The 15,305-nt window shown below is 69.1% G+C and carries 14 protein-coding genes; 3 read left to right on the top strand and 11 right to left on the bottom strand.

The features are described 5' to 3' along the window. Positions 1 to 27: 27 nt before the first annotated feature. From qcrB to ctaE, 4 genes are all read right to left on the bottom strand, one after another. Positions 28 to 1,659 (bottom strand): cytochrome bc1 complex cytochrome b subunit, encoded by a 1,632-nt coding sequence (qcrB, locus tag HPY32_RS08085; RefSeq protein WP_067591819.1) that lies wholly within the window; start codon positions 1,657 to 1,659, stop codon positions 28 to 30. Further along, the gene (gene qcrA, locus HPY32_RS08080) at positions 1,656 to 2,813 is read right to left on the bottom strand and encodes a cytochrome bc1 complex Rieske iron-sulfur subunit (RefSeq protein ID WP_067596107.1); all 1,158 of its coding nucleotides are present in this window, start codon (positions 2,811 to 2,813) and stop codon (positions 1,656 to 1,658) included. The genes qcrB and qcrA overlap by 4 nt, the downstream gene beginning before the upstream one ends. A 23-nt stretch (positions 2,814 to 2,836) precedes the next feature. Then, the gene (gene qcrC, locus HPY32_RS08075) at positions 2,837 to 3,703 is read right to left on the bottom strand and encodes a cytochrome bc1 complex diheme cytochrome c subunit (protein ID WP_067591822.1); all 867 of its coding nucleotides are present in this window, start codon (positions 3,701 to 3,703) and stop codon (positions 2,837 to 2,839) included. Positions 3,704 to 3,770: 67 nt separating this feature from the next. After that, positions 3,771 to 4,382, bottom strand: a complete 612-nt coding sequence (ctaE, locus tag HPY32_RS08070; protein ID WP_067591825.1) for an aa3-type cytochrome oxidase subunit III — start codon at positions 4,380 to 4,382, stop codon at positions 3,771 to 3,773. Between the two features lie 362 nt (positions 4,383 to 4,744). Between ctaE and trpD the strand changes: the two genes are divergently transcribed. Together trpD and HPY32_RS08060 are read left to right on the top strand one after the other, a co-directional pair. After that, a complete protein-coding gene (trpD, locus tag HPY32_RS08065; RefSeq protein ID WP_067591828.1) occupies positions 4,745 to 5,800 on the top strand; it encodes an anthranilate phosphoribosyltransferase in 1,056 nt (351 codons plus the stop codon). Positions 5,801 to 5,987: 187 nt separating this feature from the next. Next, on the top strand, positions 5,988 to 6,632 hold the full coding sequence (locus HPY32_RS08060) for a YdcF family protein (RefSeq protein WP_067591831.1): 645 nt from the start codon (positions 5,988 to 5,990) through the stop codon (positions 6,630 to 6,632). Here the strand turns inward: HPY32_RS08060 and HPY32_RS08055 are convergent. The 6 genes from HPY32_RS08055 to cysD form a co-directional block, all read right to left on the bottom strand. Beyond that, on the bottom strand, positions 6,629 to 7,084 hold the full coding sequence (locus HPY32_RS08055; RefSeq protein ID WP_067591835.1) for a MaoC family dehydratase: 456 nt from the start codon (positions 7,082 to 7,084) through the stop codon (positions 6,629 to 6,631). The two genes, HPY32_RS08060 and HPY32_RS08055, sit on opposite strands and share 4 nt — an antisense overlap. Positions 7,085 to 7,137: 53 nt before the next feature. Further along, positions 7,138 to 8,271, bottom strand: a complete 1,134-nt coding sequence (locus tag HPY32_RS08050; RefSeq protein WP_067591838.1) for a sulfotransferase family protein — start codon at positions 8,269 to 8,271, stop codon at positions 7,138 to 7,140. Positions 8,272 to 8,388: 117 nt separating this feature from the next. Then, a complete protein-coding gene (locus HPY32_RS08045) occupies positions 8,389 to 9,171 on the bottom strand; it encodes an SDR family oxidoreductase (RefSeq protein WP_067591841.1) in 783 nt (260 codons plus the stop codon). After that, the gene (locus HPY32_RS08040) at positions 9,168 to 10,343 is read right to left on the bottom strand and encodes a hypothetical protein (protein ID WP_067591843.1); all 1,176 of its coding nucleotides are present in this window, start codon (positions 10,341 to 10,343) and stop codon (positions 9,168 to 9,170) included. The genes HPY32_RS08045 and HPY32_RS08040 overlap by 4 nt, the downstream gene beginning before the upstream one ends. Before the next feature lie 24 nt (positions 10,344 to 10,367). Beyond that, positions 10,368 to 12,230, bottom strand: a complete 1,863-nt coding sequence (gene cysC, locus HPY32_RS08035; protein ID WP_067591846.1) for an adenylyl-sulfate kinase — start codon at positions 12,228 to 12,230, stop codon at positions 10,368 to 10,370. Next, positions 12,230 to 13,135, bottom strand: coding sequence for a sulfate adenylyltransferase subunit CysD (gene cysD / locus HPY32_RS08030; RefSeq protein ID WP_067591849.1), 906 nt, complete (start codon positions 13,133 to 13,135; stop codon positions 12,230 to 12,232). The genes cysC and cysD overlap by 1 nt, the downstream gene beginning before the upstream one ends. Positions 13,136 to 13,244: 109 nt before the next feature. On the opposite strand from cysD, the gene HPY32_RS08025 reads away from it, so the two are divergent. Further along, entirely contained in the window at positions 13,245 to 14,144 is a 900-nt protein-coding gene (locus HPY32_RS08025; RefSeq protein ID WP_309247508.1) for an IclR family transcriptional regulator, read from the top strand. A 381-nt stretch (positions 14,145 to 14,525) separates the two neighbouring features. On the opposite strand, the gene HPY32_RS08020 is transcribed toward HPY32_RS08025, so the two are convergent. Beyond that, the gene (locus HPY32_RS08020; RefSeq protein ID WP_067591852.1) at positions 14,526 to 15,293 is read right to left on the bottom strand and encodes an SDR family oxidoreductase; all 768 of its coding nucleotides are present in this window, start codon (positions 15,291 to 15,293) and stop codon (positions 14,526 to 14,528) included. Positions 15,294 to 15,305 lie beyond the last annotated feature (12 nt).

Genomic DNA, 15,305 nt, shown 5'->3' with positions numbered 1-15,305 from the left:
CGGGGCCCTGTGCGTTCGAACGTGAGCTCAGTGGCTGTGCTTGCCGCCGCTCTCGCCGCCGGTCCGATCCTGGTACGAGGCCAGGATCTCGAGCTGCTTGTGCTCCTGCTCGTGATCGTTGGCGGTCAGCGCCTCGGCCTCCGACGCCGGATCGGCCCGCAGGAACGACCCGGACCCCGGCTTACCGGCCCAGCCCAGCTTGTTCATCTTCTTGGGCACCGGCGCGCCCTGGTACTCCAGCGGGATCGGGTGGCCGTGCTCGTCGACCGGACCCAGCGGCTGGTGCACCTCGATGTACTCACCGTGCGGCAGCCGCTTGATGACACCGGTCTCGATGCCGTGCTCGAGCACCGCGCGGTCGGCGCGCTGCAGGCCCAGGCACATCCGGTAGGCCACGAAGTAGGCGAGCGGCGGGCCGACCAGCAGGCCGATGCGGAAGAACCAGGTCGTCGCGTTCAGCGAGATATCGAACTTCAGCGAGATGATGTCGTTGACGCAGGCCAGGGTCAGCACCAGGTAGAAGGTGATGGCCATGGCGCCGATGGCGGTGCGCACCGGCACGTCGCGCGGCCGCTGCAGCAGGTTGTGGTGCGCGTCGTCACCGGTCAGCCGCTTCTCGATCCACGGGTAGGCGATCAGCACCGTGAACACCAGGCCCATGATCAGCGCCACCCAGAACGGGGCGGGCACGGTGTAGCGGCCCAGGTACAGCTCCCACGGCGGCATCAGACGCGCCATGCCGTCGGTCCACATCATGTACATGTCGGGCTGCGAACCGGCCGAGACCTGAGACGGGTTGTAGGGACCCAGGTTCCAGATCGGGTTGATCTGCAGCACGCCGCCCATGATCGCGACCACGCCCAGGGTGAACATGAAGAACGCACCCTGGTCGGCGGCGAACACCGGCACGATGCGGGCGCCGACGACATTGGTCTCGGTGCGGCCCGGGCCGGGGAACTGGGTGTGCTTCTGGTACCAGACCAGCGCCACGTGTGCCGCGATCAACGCCAGCATGATGCCCGGGAACAGCAGCACGTGCGCGATGAACAGGCGCGGAATGATGATCGTGCCCGGGAAGTCGCCGCCGAAGATCAGCCAGTGCAGCCAGGTGCCGATCACCGGGATGCCCATGGTGATACCGCCGAACGCGGCCCGCAGACCGGTACCGGACAGCAGGTCGTCGGGCAGCGAGTAGCCGAAGAAGCCCTCGAACATCGCCAGCACCAGCAGCAGCGAGCCGATCACCCAGTTCGCCTCGCGCGGGCGCCGGAACGCACCGGTGAAGAAGATGCGGAACAGGTGGATGATGATCGAGCTCGCGAACAGCAGCGCGGCCCAGTGGTGCACCTGCCGCACGAACAGACCGCCGCGCACCTCGAAGGAGATGTTCAGCGCGGTCTCGTACGCCCGCGACATGGTGACGCCGCGCAGCGGCTGGTAGGAGCCGTTGTACACGACCTCGGTCATCGACGGATCGAAGAACAGGGTCAGGTACACGCCCGACAGCAGCAGGATGATGAAGGCGTAGAGCGCGATCTCACCGAGCAGGAACGACCAGTGCGTCGGGAACACCTTGTTGATCGACCGCTTGACGAACGCCGCCGCGTGGTAGCGCTCATCCATCTCGTTGGCCTGAGCGGCCGCTTTGCTAGGACTCATGAACGACGCTCCCAGTAGGCCGGGCCGAGGGGCTCGATGAAGTCGTGCTGGGCGACCAGGTAGCCCTCGGTGTTGACGGTGATCGGCAGCTGCGGCAGGGCGCGCGCGGCGGGTCCGAAGATCGGCTTACCCCATTCGGTCGCCAGGAACTGCGACTGGTGGCAGGGGCACAGGATCCGGTTGGTCTGCTGTTCGTACAGCGAGGTCGGGCAGCCCAGGTGGGTGCAGATCTTCGAGTAGGCGAAGTAGTCGCCGTAGTTGAAGCTCTCCTGGCCCTTGCGCTTGATCGCCTTCTGCGCGTCGGCGGTGCGCAGGCGAATCAGCATGACGGCGTTGCGGATTCCGCGCAGCGACTGGAGGGTCTCCTCCTCGTTACCGCGCCACTCCTCCTTCCAGGGGAAGACCGTCTCCATGCCGCCCGCGTCGAGATCCTCCGGGCGCACCAGCACGACGTCCTCCGGGCGGCCGGTGTCCTTGCGCAGGTACACGGTCTGGCCCGGGTAGTCCGGGGTCCAGCCCGACACCCACAGCGGGGACTTGTCGCCCTTGGCCCACGGGTTCTTCACCATGCCGCCGACGAACAGGAACAGCGCGCCGATGCCCAGCGCGCCCACGCCGAGGCCCGCGGTGCGGGTGATCAGCTTGCGGCGGCCCAGCGTCGAGGTGTCCAGCGCGTCCTGCAACTCGGCGACCAGGGTGCGGCGCTCCACCTCGGCGGACTTGCCGTCGTGACGGTCCTGGATGGAGATCTCGGCGGGGATGAACTTCTTGCGGATGAGCACCACCGCGATGCCGATGGCCAGCACGGCGACGCCGAGCAGCACGCCGTAGAGCGGGGTGGTCAGCGAGTAGATGCCCGCACCGGACTCGTCGCGGCTCTTGTACTGCCACGGCCAGAACAGGAAGACACCGATCAGCGCGAGCCCGGCCAGCGCCGAGATGGCGAACCACAGCGCCACCTGCCGCTCGGCCCGCTTCTCCGCGCGGGTGCCCGGAACCGGCCAGCGCGGAGCGCGGTAGGCGACGTCGACGCCGTCCCGCGCGGTACCGAGTTCGACCAGCTCGTCCCGCGACATCGCGTCGAGCTGCTCCTCGGTGGGGTTCACATCGTCCCCGTGGCCCTTGTCGGGCTGGCCGTCCTCCGGACGCCCCATCTCGTTTCGCTCCTGTTCGCTGCTCATGACCTCGATCCGATCCACATGGCGGAACCGACCAGGACGACGATGCCGACGACCCAGATGGCCAGGCCCTCGGTGGCGGGGCCGAAGCCGCCGAGGCCGTAGCCGCCCTCGGGCTTGGACTCGGTCCGGTTCTTGACGTAGGCGACGATGTCGCGCTTCTCCTCCGGCGTCAGCTGCCGGTCGGAGAACTTCGGCATGTTCTGCGGGCCGGTCAGCATCGCGGCGTAGATCTGCGCCTCGCTGGCCGGTTCCAGCGGCGGCGCGAACTTGCCGGACGACAGCGCGCCACCCTTGCCGGTGAAGTTGTGGCAGGACGCGCAGTTCATGCGGAACAGCTCACCGCCGCGGCCGAGGTCGGCGCCCTTGATGAGCGACTCCTGGGCCACCTTGCCGTCGGGGTCCTTGATCACGGTCGGGCCACCGCCGTTGGCGGCGACGTACGCGCCCAGCGCGTCGGTCTGGCGCTCGTCGAACTTCGGCGGCTTGCGCTGGATCTGGGAGCCGTTGGCGGCGGCGGGCATCCGACCGGAGGAGACCTGGAAGTAGACGGCGGCCTCGCCGACGCCGATCAGGCTCGGACCCCGGTCCTGCACACCCTGCAGGTTGGCGCCGTGGCAGGTGATGCAGGACGTGTCGTAGAGCTGCTTGCCCTCGCGGAGGAGCGCGGACTGATCCTCGTTGGCGGTGGCGACCTGTGCATTCGGAGTCAGTGCCGACGCCGCGAAGCCGGCTCCGACGAGGCCCATCAGGAGAACCAGACCGCCAGCCAGCTTCCGGCGCATCCGGCGCTGCTTGCGGGTCTTGGTGGCCTCGCCGACCCCGGCGATGCTGGGATCTGGCGCTGACGGGGGAGATGAACTCATCTGTGTCCCTTTGGAGTAGACGGAACCGACTGATGCTGAAGCTTGGGGTGCCCTCGAGCTGGGCGTCCTACCGGACGAAGTAGATCGTGGCGAACAGCCCGATCCACACGATGTCGACGAAGTGCCAGTAGTAGGAGACGACGATCGCCGCCGTGGCCTGCGCCGGGGTGAACTTGCTGACCTTGGTGCGGACCAGCAGGAAGATGAACGCGATGAGACCACCGATGACGTGCAGACCGTGGAAGCCGGTGGTGATGAAGAACACCGAGCCGTAGATGCTGCTCGAGATCGAGGTGCCCTCCGAGTACAGCCCGTGGTACTCCGTGCCCTGGCCGATGACGAAGAACAGGCCCATCAGGAAGGTGATCACGTACCAGCGCCGCAGGCCGAAGACGTCACCCTTCTCCGCGGCGAACACGCCCATCTGGCAGGTGAAGGAGGAGGCGATCAGCACGGCCGTGACCGGCACGGCGAGCTTCATGTCGAGCTCGGTCGGTTCCGGCGGCCAGTTGCCGTGGGCCTGGGCACGCGCGACGAAGTACATGGCGAACAGGCCGGCGAAGAACATCAGCTCGCTCGACAGCCAGATGATGGTTCCGACACTGACCATGTTGGGCCGGTTCAGCGAATGCACACGCTGGGTAATGGCCGATCCTTGGGCTCCTACTGCGGTCGTCACGCCGGTAAGTATGACTCGTCGTAGTACGACAGGCGTAGCCGGGTGCGAATCTTGATGGTCCGTGTCGGAATCCGCACGGCGAGAGCGCGTCTCGCCGCGCCCCCGGCGTGTCTCGGGAACCTCCTGTTCGAGAGCGTTTCGGCCCTCGTCACGGGCGGTTTCGGGCGGGCAGTGGTCGGCGGCGGTCCCCTTGTCTGTCGGATGCGCGTGGCGCCGAGTTCCGGATGCGGCGAAAATTTTTTCTCGCGGGTGTCGCGCCGGGTGCGACGGAAAGTGCGGACACGGTCGGCAATCCGATTGCGCGGCCACACTAGGCTGGCAGCCGAGCACGTCATGTGCGGAAATCGCGACAGGAGACGGTGATGAGCGCGCGCAGCTGGCCCGAGATTCTCGGGGCCCTGACCGACGGGGTCGATCTGACCGCGGAGGAGGCGGCGTGGGCCATCGATGAGATCTTCTCCGACAATGCCAGTCAGGCCCAGATCGCCGCGTTCGGCGTGGCGATGAAGATGAAGGGCCCCACCGCGCTGGAGCTGACCGGTCTGGCCGCGGGCATGCTGGCCCACGCCCGCCGGGTGCGGCTGGACACCGGCGCGATCGACATCGTCGGCACCGGCGGCGATCGCTCCGGCACCGTCAATATCTCCACGATGTCCTCGATCGTGGTGTCGGCCGCCGGGGTTCCGGTGGTCAAGCACGGCAACCGCGCGCTGTCGTCCAAGAGCGGCGGCGCGGATGTGCTGGAGGCGCTGGGGGTGCGCATCGCGCTGGGGCCCGAGGCGGTGGCGCGGTGCGTGCGCGAGGTCGGCATCGGCTTCTGTTTCGCGCCGCTGTTTCATCCGGCGCTGCGTTTCGCCGGTCCGGCGCGCAAGGACATCGGCATTCCGACGGTGTTCAATGTGCTGGGCCCGCTGACCAATCCGGCGCAGCCGCGGGCCGGGCTGATCGGCTGCGCCTTCCCCGATCTGGTGCCGGTGATCGCCGGGGCGTTCGCCGAGCGCGGCGCCGATGCCCTGGTGGTGCGCGGCAACGACGGCCTGGACGAGATCACCACCGCCGATACCACCGCCGCCTGGGTGGTGACCGGCGGCCGCCGCACCGAGACCACCATCGATCCCACCCGCCTCGGCATCGCGCGGGTGTCCCCGGAGGCCCTGCGCGGCGGCGACGCCGAGGTCAACGCCACCATCGCCCGAGAGATGTTCGGCGGCAAGCCCGGCCCCGTGCGCGACGCGGTCCTCCTCAACTCCGCCGCCGCCCTCACCGCTTACGACCTCACCCCCGCCACCGCCGAAAAAGACATCCACGACCTACTGGCCGCATCCCTGCAGCGCGCCGCCCACGCGGTCGACAGCGGCGCGGCCACGAAACTTTTGGAGCGCTGGGCGACGGTCAGCAACAGGCTCGCCGAGGACTGACCCGGCGGCCCCACCCTTACCTCACACACGACACCCGACATCCGCGCGACACTCCGGTGAATTCCCCGTACTACCAGCCCCTTTCGACGGAAATCGCGGACCGGGCTCGCCCGCCGGGCGATCATTGTGGTGACGCTAGTGCCCGTTGCGCCGGGGTCTACCGGCGCGGCCCGCCTGGGAGGTTCCGATGTTCCGCCCTGCTCGCCCCACCACCGCCACCCGTCGTCTCCTCCGCACCGTGCTGGTCGCCGCTGCCGCCACGGCCGTGTTCACCGGACCCGTTGCGGCACATGCCGATCCGCCGCCACCGGATCCGGTGCGCGCATTCCTCGACCGGCTGCCGCCGATCGCCGATCCGACCTCGTTCCAGCTCCCCGGCCTGCCGTTGATCGCGGGCCTCGGCCCCGATACCGCGATCGTGGTGCTGGGGTACGGCTTGCAGCCCGACGGCGGTATGCGGCCGGAGCTGATCAACCGCCTGTCGGCGGGCTACGTGCAGGCCCTGCTGTCGCCCGCGGCCCCCATCATCGTCACCGGCGGCAACCCCGAGAACGGCGTGACGGAGGCCCGCGCCATGGCGGAGTGGCTTGTCGGCCACGGCATCGCACCCCGTCGCGTGCACATCGAGGACCGCGCCTGCTCCACGGTCCAGAACGCCGAATTCTCCGCGCAGATGATGAACACGATCGGGGCGGGCAACGCGGTCCTGGTCACCTCCACCGATCACATGAACCGCGCCGAGGGCGATTTCATCGCCGCCGGGATCAAAGTCCTGGCCACCCTGACCCCCGATCAGGCCCCACCGTCGGCCCTCCCCTTCGGACCGAACTAACTCCGCAGATACCGGACGATGGACTCGGCGACGCAGGCCGGTTTCGCGGCCCCCTCCAATTCGATGGTGACCGTGCGAACGGCCTGCACCCCGTCCGGGATCTCCGCGACGGAGTCGAGCCTGACCCGCGCCCGGATCCGCCCGCCCGCGGGCACCGGCGTGATGAACCGAACCTTGTTGAGCCCGTAGTTGATTCCCATCCGAATCCCGCCCACCGAGGTGGCCTCGTCCGCGAGCGGAACCAGCAGCGACAGGGTCAAGAACCCGTGCGCGATCGTCCCCCCGAACGGCCCCTGCGCCGCCCGCTCGCGATCCACATGGATCCACTGGTGATCCCCGGTGGCCTCGGCGAACCGATCGATCCGTTCCTGATCCACGGTCAGCCACCCACTGACCCCGATCTCCTCCCCCACCGCCTTCTGCAACGCCGCCAGATCGGCAAACTCGGTCATACCGCGCTCCCTTCGCCGCTCGTCCTTCGATGAGGCTACCGGCTCGGACCTGCTCACCCCCGAAACTGCGCCCGCACCCGGTCCTCGGTGAGGCCGTAGTCGGCGAGGGAGTAGCGGTGCGTGGGTTTGCGGTGGCCGGTGCGGCTTTCGGTGTCGAGTGCGGTCATGGCCGCGCGGGCGGCGGGGGTGAGTTCGAGATCGAAAGCGCGGTAGATGGTTTCGATGGTGCCGAGGGGATCGGCGCGGAGGTCGTCGAAGTCGATGTCGAGGAAGTGGCCGGGGTCGTGGCGGGCGCGGGCGGCGGTGAACTCGCGGAGACCGCGAGACCACAGCTCCAGTTGCGTTTCGCCGATGCGGGAGCCGGTGAAGGTGTGCGACCAGCCGCGGGCGGCGTGATCGGAGAGGCTGCACACCGACGCCAGCACGGTGGCGGGGTCGCGGTGGGTCTGGATGATCAGGGCGTCGGGGTAGACCGCCAGCAGCGCGTCCAGCGCGAACAGATGGCTGGGATTCTTGAGGATCCAGCGGCGGTCGTCGCCGAGCCCGATCAGTTGCAGGTTGCGGCGGTGGCGGGCGTAGGCGTCGGTCCAGTCCCGGGTACGCAGCCACCGCGAGTAGGTCGGCAGATAGGCCAGGCATTCGTAGGAGACCGATTTCACGGTCTGCCGCAACAGCTGCCAGCATTCCTCGACCTCGGCGGCGCTCATGTAGTGCAATCCCATGAACTCCGGGTTTTCGACGTGATGCTGCGTGAACCCCGCCTCGATCCGCTGGAAAATCGGGTTCTCCGACCAGGTTTCGCGGGGCGGGCGGGGCTGCGGATACTCGGTGAGCCACATCTCCAGCGCCTGGTGCCGGGGATCGGCGGCCAGCAGCCGGTGCAGGGCGGTGGTGCCGGTGCGCGGCAGGCCGGTCACGAAAATCGGCCGGGTGACCGGTGTTTCGGCATAGGCGGGGTGCGCCTTCCAGGATGCCTCGCTCAGCGCGCGGGCGACGAGCGCGCCGCGCAGGAAGTAGCGGTGCATCTTGCTGCCGAGCTCGGTGAGGTCGGCGTCGCGCCGATAGGACTCCAGCAGCACCTGGAGGGCCTCGAGATAGTCGTCGGGCCCGAAATCGGTGAGCCCGCAGGCTTTGGTGGCGGAGGCGTGCAAGTCGTCCACGGTGCCTACGTCGGTGCGTGTGGTCATCACACTCCTTGTGTCGGTTCATGATTCCGGCGTGCTTTTGGCCGGAATCTCGCGAGGTCCCGGCCAAAAGCACGCCGGGAACATGGGCGGCAGCATGCCGGGAACATGGGCGGGGTGTCAGATGTGGTATTCGCCGCAGTTGACATCGAGGGTCTGGCCGGTGATGGCGCTGGACCAGTCCGAGGCCAGAAACACCACGGCGCGGGCGATCTCGTCGGGCTCGGGCAGGCGGTCGAGGTCGGAGCGGGCCGCGGTTTGCGCGTAGACCTGCTCCACGGTAGTGCCGTACTTCTTCGCGACCTCGCCGAAGTACCACTTCAGCTGGTCGCTCCAGATGTAGCCCGGCACCACGCTGTTCACCCGGATGCCGCGCCTGCCGAGCTCGGTGGCCAGCGTCTGCGACATGGCCAGCAGCGCCGCCTTGGCGAGTTTGTAACTGCCGTAACGCGGTTCGGAGTGCCGGATGGAGGCAGAGTTGATCATCACCACCGCACCGGCGGTCTCGGCCAGTGCGTTGGCGAACGCCTTGGTCATCCGGAGGTTGCCCAGCACGGTCAGGTCCAGGCTGTCGGTGATCTGCTCGAAACCGGTGCGCTCCAACGGTTTCATCGACGGCACCGCGAAGGCATTGTTCACCAGCGCGTCGACCCGGCCGAAGCGGTCGACGGTGCGATCGAGCAGATTCGCCACCGCGGCATCGTCGGTGATATCGGCCGTAACGCTCAGTGCCGCACCGCCGTTCGCCTCGATCTCGGCGGCCACCTCGCGCAGCCGGGACTCGGTGCGGGCGGCGAGCACCACGCGGGCACCGGCGGCGGCCGACTGCAGGGCGATCGAGCGCCCCAGGCCGGGCCCGACGCCGCTGACCACGACCACCTTGTCGGCGAGCAGACCGCTCATGACACCATCCTTTCCGCGAAGGCGCGCTGCCGGTCGGCGATCCGCGCCCGCCAACCCTTTTCGTCGATCCGATTGGCGTCGTAATACGGCAGCCGCCCGGCCACGGCGTCCAGCGGCAGCACGGTGGCGGTCGGACCGTCGGCGGCGGTCATCGGCCGATCGGTGCGCTGCCAGCGGAACTGGAGAATGCCGTGGCGGCAGCCGGTGGTCTCGATCCAGTTGGCGATGCCGGGGTCGCGCGCCGACACCACCATCCGGATCATCCCGTCCGGATCCACCTGCGCCTGCGCGCTGTTGAGGCTGGTCTGATGGTTCACGTAGTCCAGCGAGATGTACCAGCGGCTGCCGAGCTGGAAACCCTGGTACGGCGCATCGGATTTCGGGACCGTGATCAGCAGCGCCTGATCGTCGCCGAGGTCGAAGTGGCCGACCGAGGAATACTGGGTGCTCAACCCACCCGGGGTGAGCCGCGGTTCGGTGAGCGTGTTCACCGGCAGGTCCAGGTAGAACCGCTTCGGGAAGGTGAACCAGGTGTGGATGCGCTGCACCAGCATTCGCCCGGCGGCCCGGTAGCGCTTGCGCAGCTGCTCCAGATCCGGTGCGGCGGGCGCGGTTCCGATGGTGTCGACACGCTCGATGCGGATCGAGCCCTTGCGCTCGGTGGCCCAGTCGCCGTATACCTCCCGCACGGCCAGCATGGACGCGCCCTCGCCGAGCACGAAGTAGTTCTCCCCCGAATTCCGTTCGGGCGGACCGAATCTCAGGGTGTAGCTGCCGTCCGCGGCGATCCGCAGGCGGCGATCGTCGAAGGCGTCGTCGCCGTTCGGGACGTCGGTGGCGGTGTAATCGCCCTTCAGCACCTGGAAACTCAGGTCCACGGTGCTGCCGCGGGTGCCGGTGATCAGGTACTCCGCGCCCGGTTCGACATTCGCGTGATAGTAGAGCGTGTCCGGATTGTCCAGGCCCATCTTGGTATACGGGCCGGTGGAGGTGATGAAGTACGGATGTACGGTGCCGTGCGCGCGCGAAAGCTGCAGCACGGCCTGAATACTGCCCGACAGATAGTCGTACCCCTCGGCCAGGTCGCGCTCGTCGCGCACGAAATCGGCGGTGGCGATCAGCTTTTCGGCCTCGGCCACGGCGGCCAGGAACGGTTCGGTGAGCGAATCCATCGAATACCTCTTCGTATGTGCGGGTTACAGCCCGAGCGCGCGGCGGATGTGCGCCGCGATCTCGGCGGGCGTGCCGTGCTCGGGGGTGACGATCAGGTCCGGATGCCCGGGCCGCTCGTACGGGGAGTCGATGCCGGTGAACTGCGGCAGCAGCCCGGCGCGGGCACGCGCGTAGAGGCCCTTGGGATCCCGGTTCTCGCACACCGCCAGCGGGGTGTCGACGAACACCTCGTGAAACGGCAGCCCGCGGTCGGCGTGCGCGGTCCGGGCCCGGTCGCGCTGGGCGGCGAACGGGCTGATCAGCGAGACGATCGCCAGCACACCGGCATCGGCGAACAACGCGGCCACCTCGGCGACGCGGCGAATGTTCTCGCGCCGGTCGTCGTCGCCGAAACCGAGGTCGGCGGTGAGGCCGTGGCGCAGATTGTCCCCGTCCAGCAGATAGGCCGGGCGACCGGAGACGACCAGCAGCCGCTCCAATTCCGTGGCGATCGTGGACTTTCCGGAGCCGGACAGGCCCGTGAGCCAGACCGTCGCGCCCGCGTGCGGCCGTTCGGAGCGCTCCACGGCCGACCCGTGCCAGACCACATTGCTGCTCGCGCGGGCCACCGGGCGCGAACCCCGGTCGCGGGCGAGGATCATCCCCGCCGCCACGGTCTGATTCGTCGTCTCGTCGATGAGGATGAAGCTCCCGGTGCGGCGGTTGTCCCGATACGCGTCGAACATCAGCGGGCCCTGCGCGCGCACCGAGACGCGACCGATGTCGTTGAGCGCCAAGCTTTCCGCCGTCACCATCCGATGCAGGGTATTGACGTCGAGGCGGTACTCCAGGCCCGTCACCCGCACCCGGGCGGACTGGGCGGCGGTGCGGATCAGGTAGTCGCCGCCGGGCCGCAGCACGGTGTCGTCGGCGAACCAGCACACCATGGCGTCCACCTCGCGGTCGAGATGCGGGCGATTACCGGGCCAGGCCACCAGATCGCCGCGGCCCACGTCGATCTCGTCGTCGAGGGTCAGCGACACCGCCATGCCGGTGAACGCCTCGTCGACCTTGGCGCCGCCCGGACCCCAGATGCGCCGCACCCGGCTGGTCCGCCCGGACGGCAGCACCACCACCTCGTCGCCCGGCTTGAAGATGCCGCCCGCGACGGTGCCCGCATAGCCGCGATCGGGCTCCGAGCTCGAAACACCCTGCGGGCGAATCACATACTGCACCGGGAGCCGGGCGTCGATGAGATTGCGGTCGGAGGCGATGTGCACGTCCTCCAGGTGCCGCAGCAGCGGCGGACCCGGATACCACGGCAGCCGCGGCGACGGCTCCACCACGGAGTCGCCGAGCAGCGCCGACACCGGCACGAAACTCAGGTCCCCGACGGTCAGCTTGGCCGCGAAATCCGCGAAATCCGAGCGGATCTCGTCGAAACGCTGCTCCGACCAGCCGACCAGATCCATCTTGTTCACGCACACCACCAGGTGCGGCACCCCCAGCAGCGCGGCCAGGAACGCGTGCCGCCGGGTCTGCTCGACCACGCCCCGGCGGGCATCGATCAGGATCAGCGCCAGATCCGCGGTGGACGCGCCGGTCACCATGTTCCGGGTGTACTGCACGTGCCCGGGGGTGTCGGCGATCACGAATTTCCTTCGCGGCGTGGCGAAATAGCGGTAGGCGACGTCGATGGTGATGCCCTGCTCGCGCTCGGCGCGCAGCCCGTCGGTGACCAGCGCCAGATCCGTGGCGCCGTCGCCGCGGCGGGCGCTGACCTGCTCGATGGCGGCCAGCTGATCGGCGAACAGATTCTTCGAGTCGTACAGCAGCCGCCCGATCAGGGTCGACTTCCCGTCGTCGACGCTGCCCGCGGTCGCCAGCCGTAACAGGTTGCGGCTCATCAGAAGTAGCCCTCTCGCTTGCGATCCTCCATGCCGGAGTCGGAGATTCGGTCGTCGGCGCGGGTCGCGCCGCGCTCGGTCACCCGGGTGACCGCGGTCTCGGCGATCACCGCCGCCGGGTCGACGGCCGCGCTCTCGACGCAGCCGGTACAGGTGGCATCGCCCACGGTCCGGAACCGCACCGTGGTCTCGAAGACCTCCTCGCCCGGGCGGGTGGGCAGAAACCGGTTGGCGGCCAGCAGCATTCCGTCGCGGCGCAGCACCCGGCGGCGGTGCGCGTAGTACAGCGGCGGCAGGTCCACGGCCTCGCGGTCGATGTACTCCCAGATGTCGAGCTCGGTCCAGTTCGACAGCGGGAACACCCGAATGTGCTCGCCCGCACGGTGTCTGCCGTTGTAGAGGTTCCAGATCTCCGGGCGCTGCGCACGCGGCTCCCAGGCGCCGAACTCGTCGCGGAAGCTGAACACCCGCTCCTTGGCCCGCGCCTTCTCCTCGTCGCGGCGGGCCCCGCCGAACACCGCGTCGAACCGATGCTCGGCGATAGCGCGCAGCAATGTGGTGGTCTGCAGGCGATTACGGGTCTGCCCCGGCCGCTCCACCACCCGCCCGGCGTCGATATCGTCCTGCACCCGCGCCACCAGCAGGCGCGCGCCGAGCCGGTCGGCGGTGCGATCGCGGAAGGCGATCACCTCGTCGAAGTTGTGCCCGGTGTCGATGTGCAGCAGCGGGAACGGCAGCGGCGCGGGCCAGAACGCCTTGCGCGCCAACTCCAGCATGACCGCCGAATCCTTACCACCGGAGAACAGCAGCACCGGCCGCTCGAAGGTCGCCGCGACCTCCCGAAAGATATGCACCGATTCGGCCTCCAGGGCCGCCAGATGCGAGAGCTCATATCCCGTCGGCATCACTCACCTACCCGCTTCCCGGTCCCAGCGCGTTTTCACCTTGTCGGTCCCGGCGCGCTTTTGGCCGGGACCTTGCAGTGTCGAATATTCGACGCTATAGTTCGATATTGTGACACCGACGATAAGCCGCGCCCCGGACGCCGGTCAAGACCCCAGTGCGCTCGCCTCCCCGCCGACCCACCGCGTGGTCCAAGTAATCGAGCTGCTGTCCCGCCGCCCGACCGAGCAGCTGTCGCTGGCGCGGATCGTCCGGCACACCGGCCTGTCCCGCGCCACCGCCCACGCCGTCCTCACCCAGCTCACCGCCGACGGCTGGACCGTGCGCGACGACGACGGCGCCTACGGGCTCGGCCTGCGGCTGCTCACCGTGGCCCGGCGCGCCGAGGCGGCCTTCCCGCTGCCCCGGCTCGCCCTGGGCACGCTGCGCGAACTCGCACGGCGGCACGGCTTTCCGGTCTTCCTGGCCGAACGCGACGGCGACGCCATCGCGATCACGGAGGTGGTCGGCACCCCCTCGGTGCCGTGGATCCGCCAGGGCCGCCGCCTCCCCCTGGCCCCGCCCGTCGCCCGCGAATTCATCGCCTGGGCACCGGATTCCGAGCAGCGCGCCTGGCTCGACCGCGCCGACCCCGCCCACCGCGACCGCCTGGTGACGGTGCTCGACGCGGTCCGCCACCGCGGCTACTCGGTCGAGCGCCTGGCCGACGACGCCACCCCCATGCTCGAAGCCCTTGCCGCCCTGCGCAATTCCCCCGTCACCGACCCCCTCCGCCACCGCCTCGGCGCCATGATCGCCGACCTCATCACCATCGACTACCTCCCCCACGAACTAGGCGACCACAACGCGGTAGTAACCATCGCCGCCCCCATCCACCTGGGCCCCACCGTCCCCGCCGCCCTGGTCCTCTGCCCCGACACCCACCTCTCCGCCCCCACCCTCGCCACCCTCGGCGCCGCCACCAAATCCGCCGCCGACACCCTCTCCACCCAACTCACCCCCACCGACTGACCCCACAGCCGAAAACCTTCCGCGCCCTTCCGTCATGCAGGGCCCGGAATCCACCCTCCGACAAGAGATCCCGGCCAAAAGCACGCCGGGATCGACAAACGAAACCCCGCCGCCGCGCCCGGGCCAACGCTAACGCTCACGATCCAGGCCTGCCCGCATCCCCTGATCCCGGCACACACCCACACCCCCCGATCCCGGCACACACCCACACCCCCCGATCCCGGCACACACCTACACCTCCTGATCCCGGCATGCTTTTGGCCGGGATCTCACCCTGGATTCCGGCCAAAAGCACGCCGGAATCATGAGAGCGGGCGGGCGTTACGGCGCCTGCGCGTTACGACGACCCCCCATTACGCCGGGGCCCCAGAGCACCACCCGTTATCGCCGCAGCCGGTAGCCCGTCTCCGGATGCGTAGCCAAATACTGTGCCCACGTTTGAATCCCGTCGCCGTTGTCGGGGCAGGTGTTGTACCCCGCCCGGTACGCGGCGGCCACCCGGCCGGGGAGGGGGAGGCGGAGGGGGTGGTGCAGGCCGCCTCGGTGGGCGCGCCAGATGTCGGCCAGGTCGGCGAGGGTGTGGACCTCGGGGCCGCCGAAATCCGGGGCGCGGCCGCAGGGTTCGGCGTCCAGGAGGTCGGCGATGCGGACGGCGACGTCCTCGGCGGCTACGGGCTGGAAGCGGAAGTCCAGCGGCAGCGGGGCGAAGGGCACGTGCTCGGCGGCGCGCAGCAGGGTCGCGATCAGGTCGTGGAACTGGGTGGCGCGCAGAATCGTATGCGGGACAGCGCTTCCCGTGATCAGTCGCTCGCACTCCAGCTTGCGGCGGTAGTAGCGGAACGGGATCCGGTCGATGCCGACGATCGAGACGTACAGCAGGTGCCGCGCGCCCCCGGCCACGGCCAGCAGATTCCGCGTCTGCGCGAAGTCCGGCTTCCCGACCCGCCGGAAGTCGGAGGCGGCGTGCACGATGAACTCGGCCCCGGCGGCGGCCGGGCGCACCCCCTCCCCGGTGGCCAGGTCGCCCACATGGGTGCCCGCGCCCTCCCGCCGCGACAGCACCCGCACATCGTGCCCCCGCACCCGCAGCCGCTCCACAATGCGCCGTCCGAGGGCCCCCGTGCCCCCGGTCACGAGTACCGTGCTCATGTATTTCTACCT

The organism is Nocardia terpenica (assembly GCF_013186535.1).
Taxonomy (GTDB): domain Bacteria; phylum Actinomycetota; class Actinomycetes; order Mycobacteriales; family Mycobacteriaceae; genus Nocardia; species Nocardia terpenica.
This window is presented reverse-complemented; position numbering and strand designations above follow the sequence as displayed.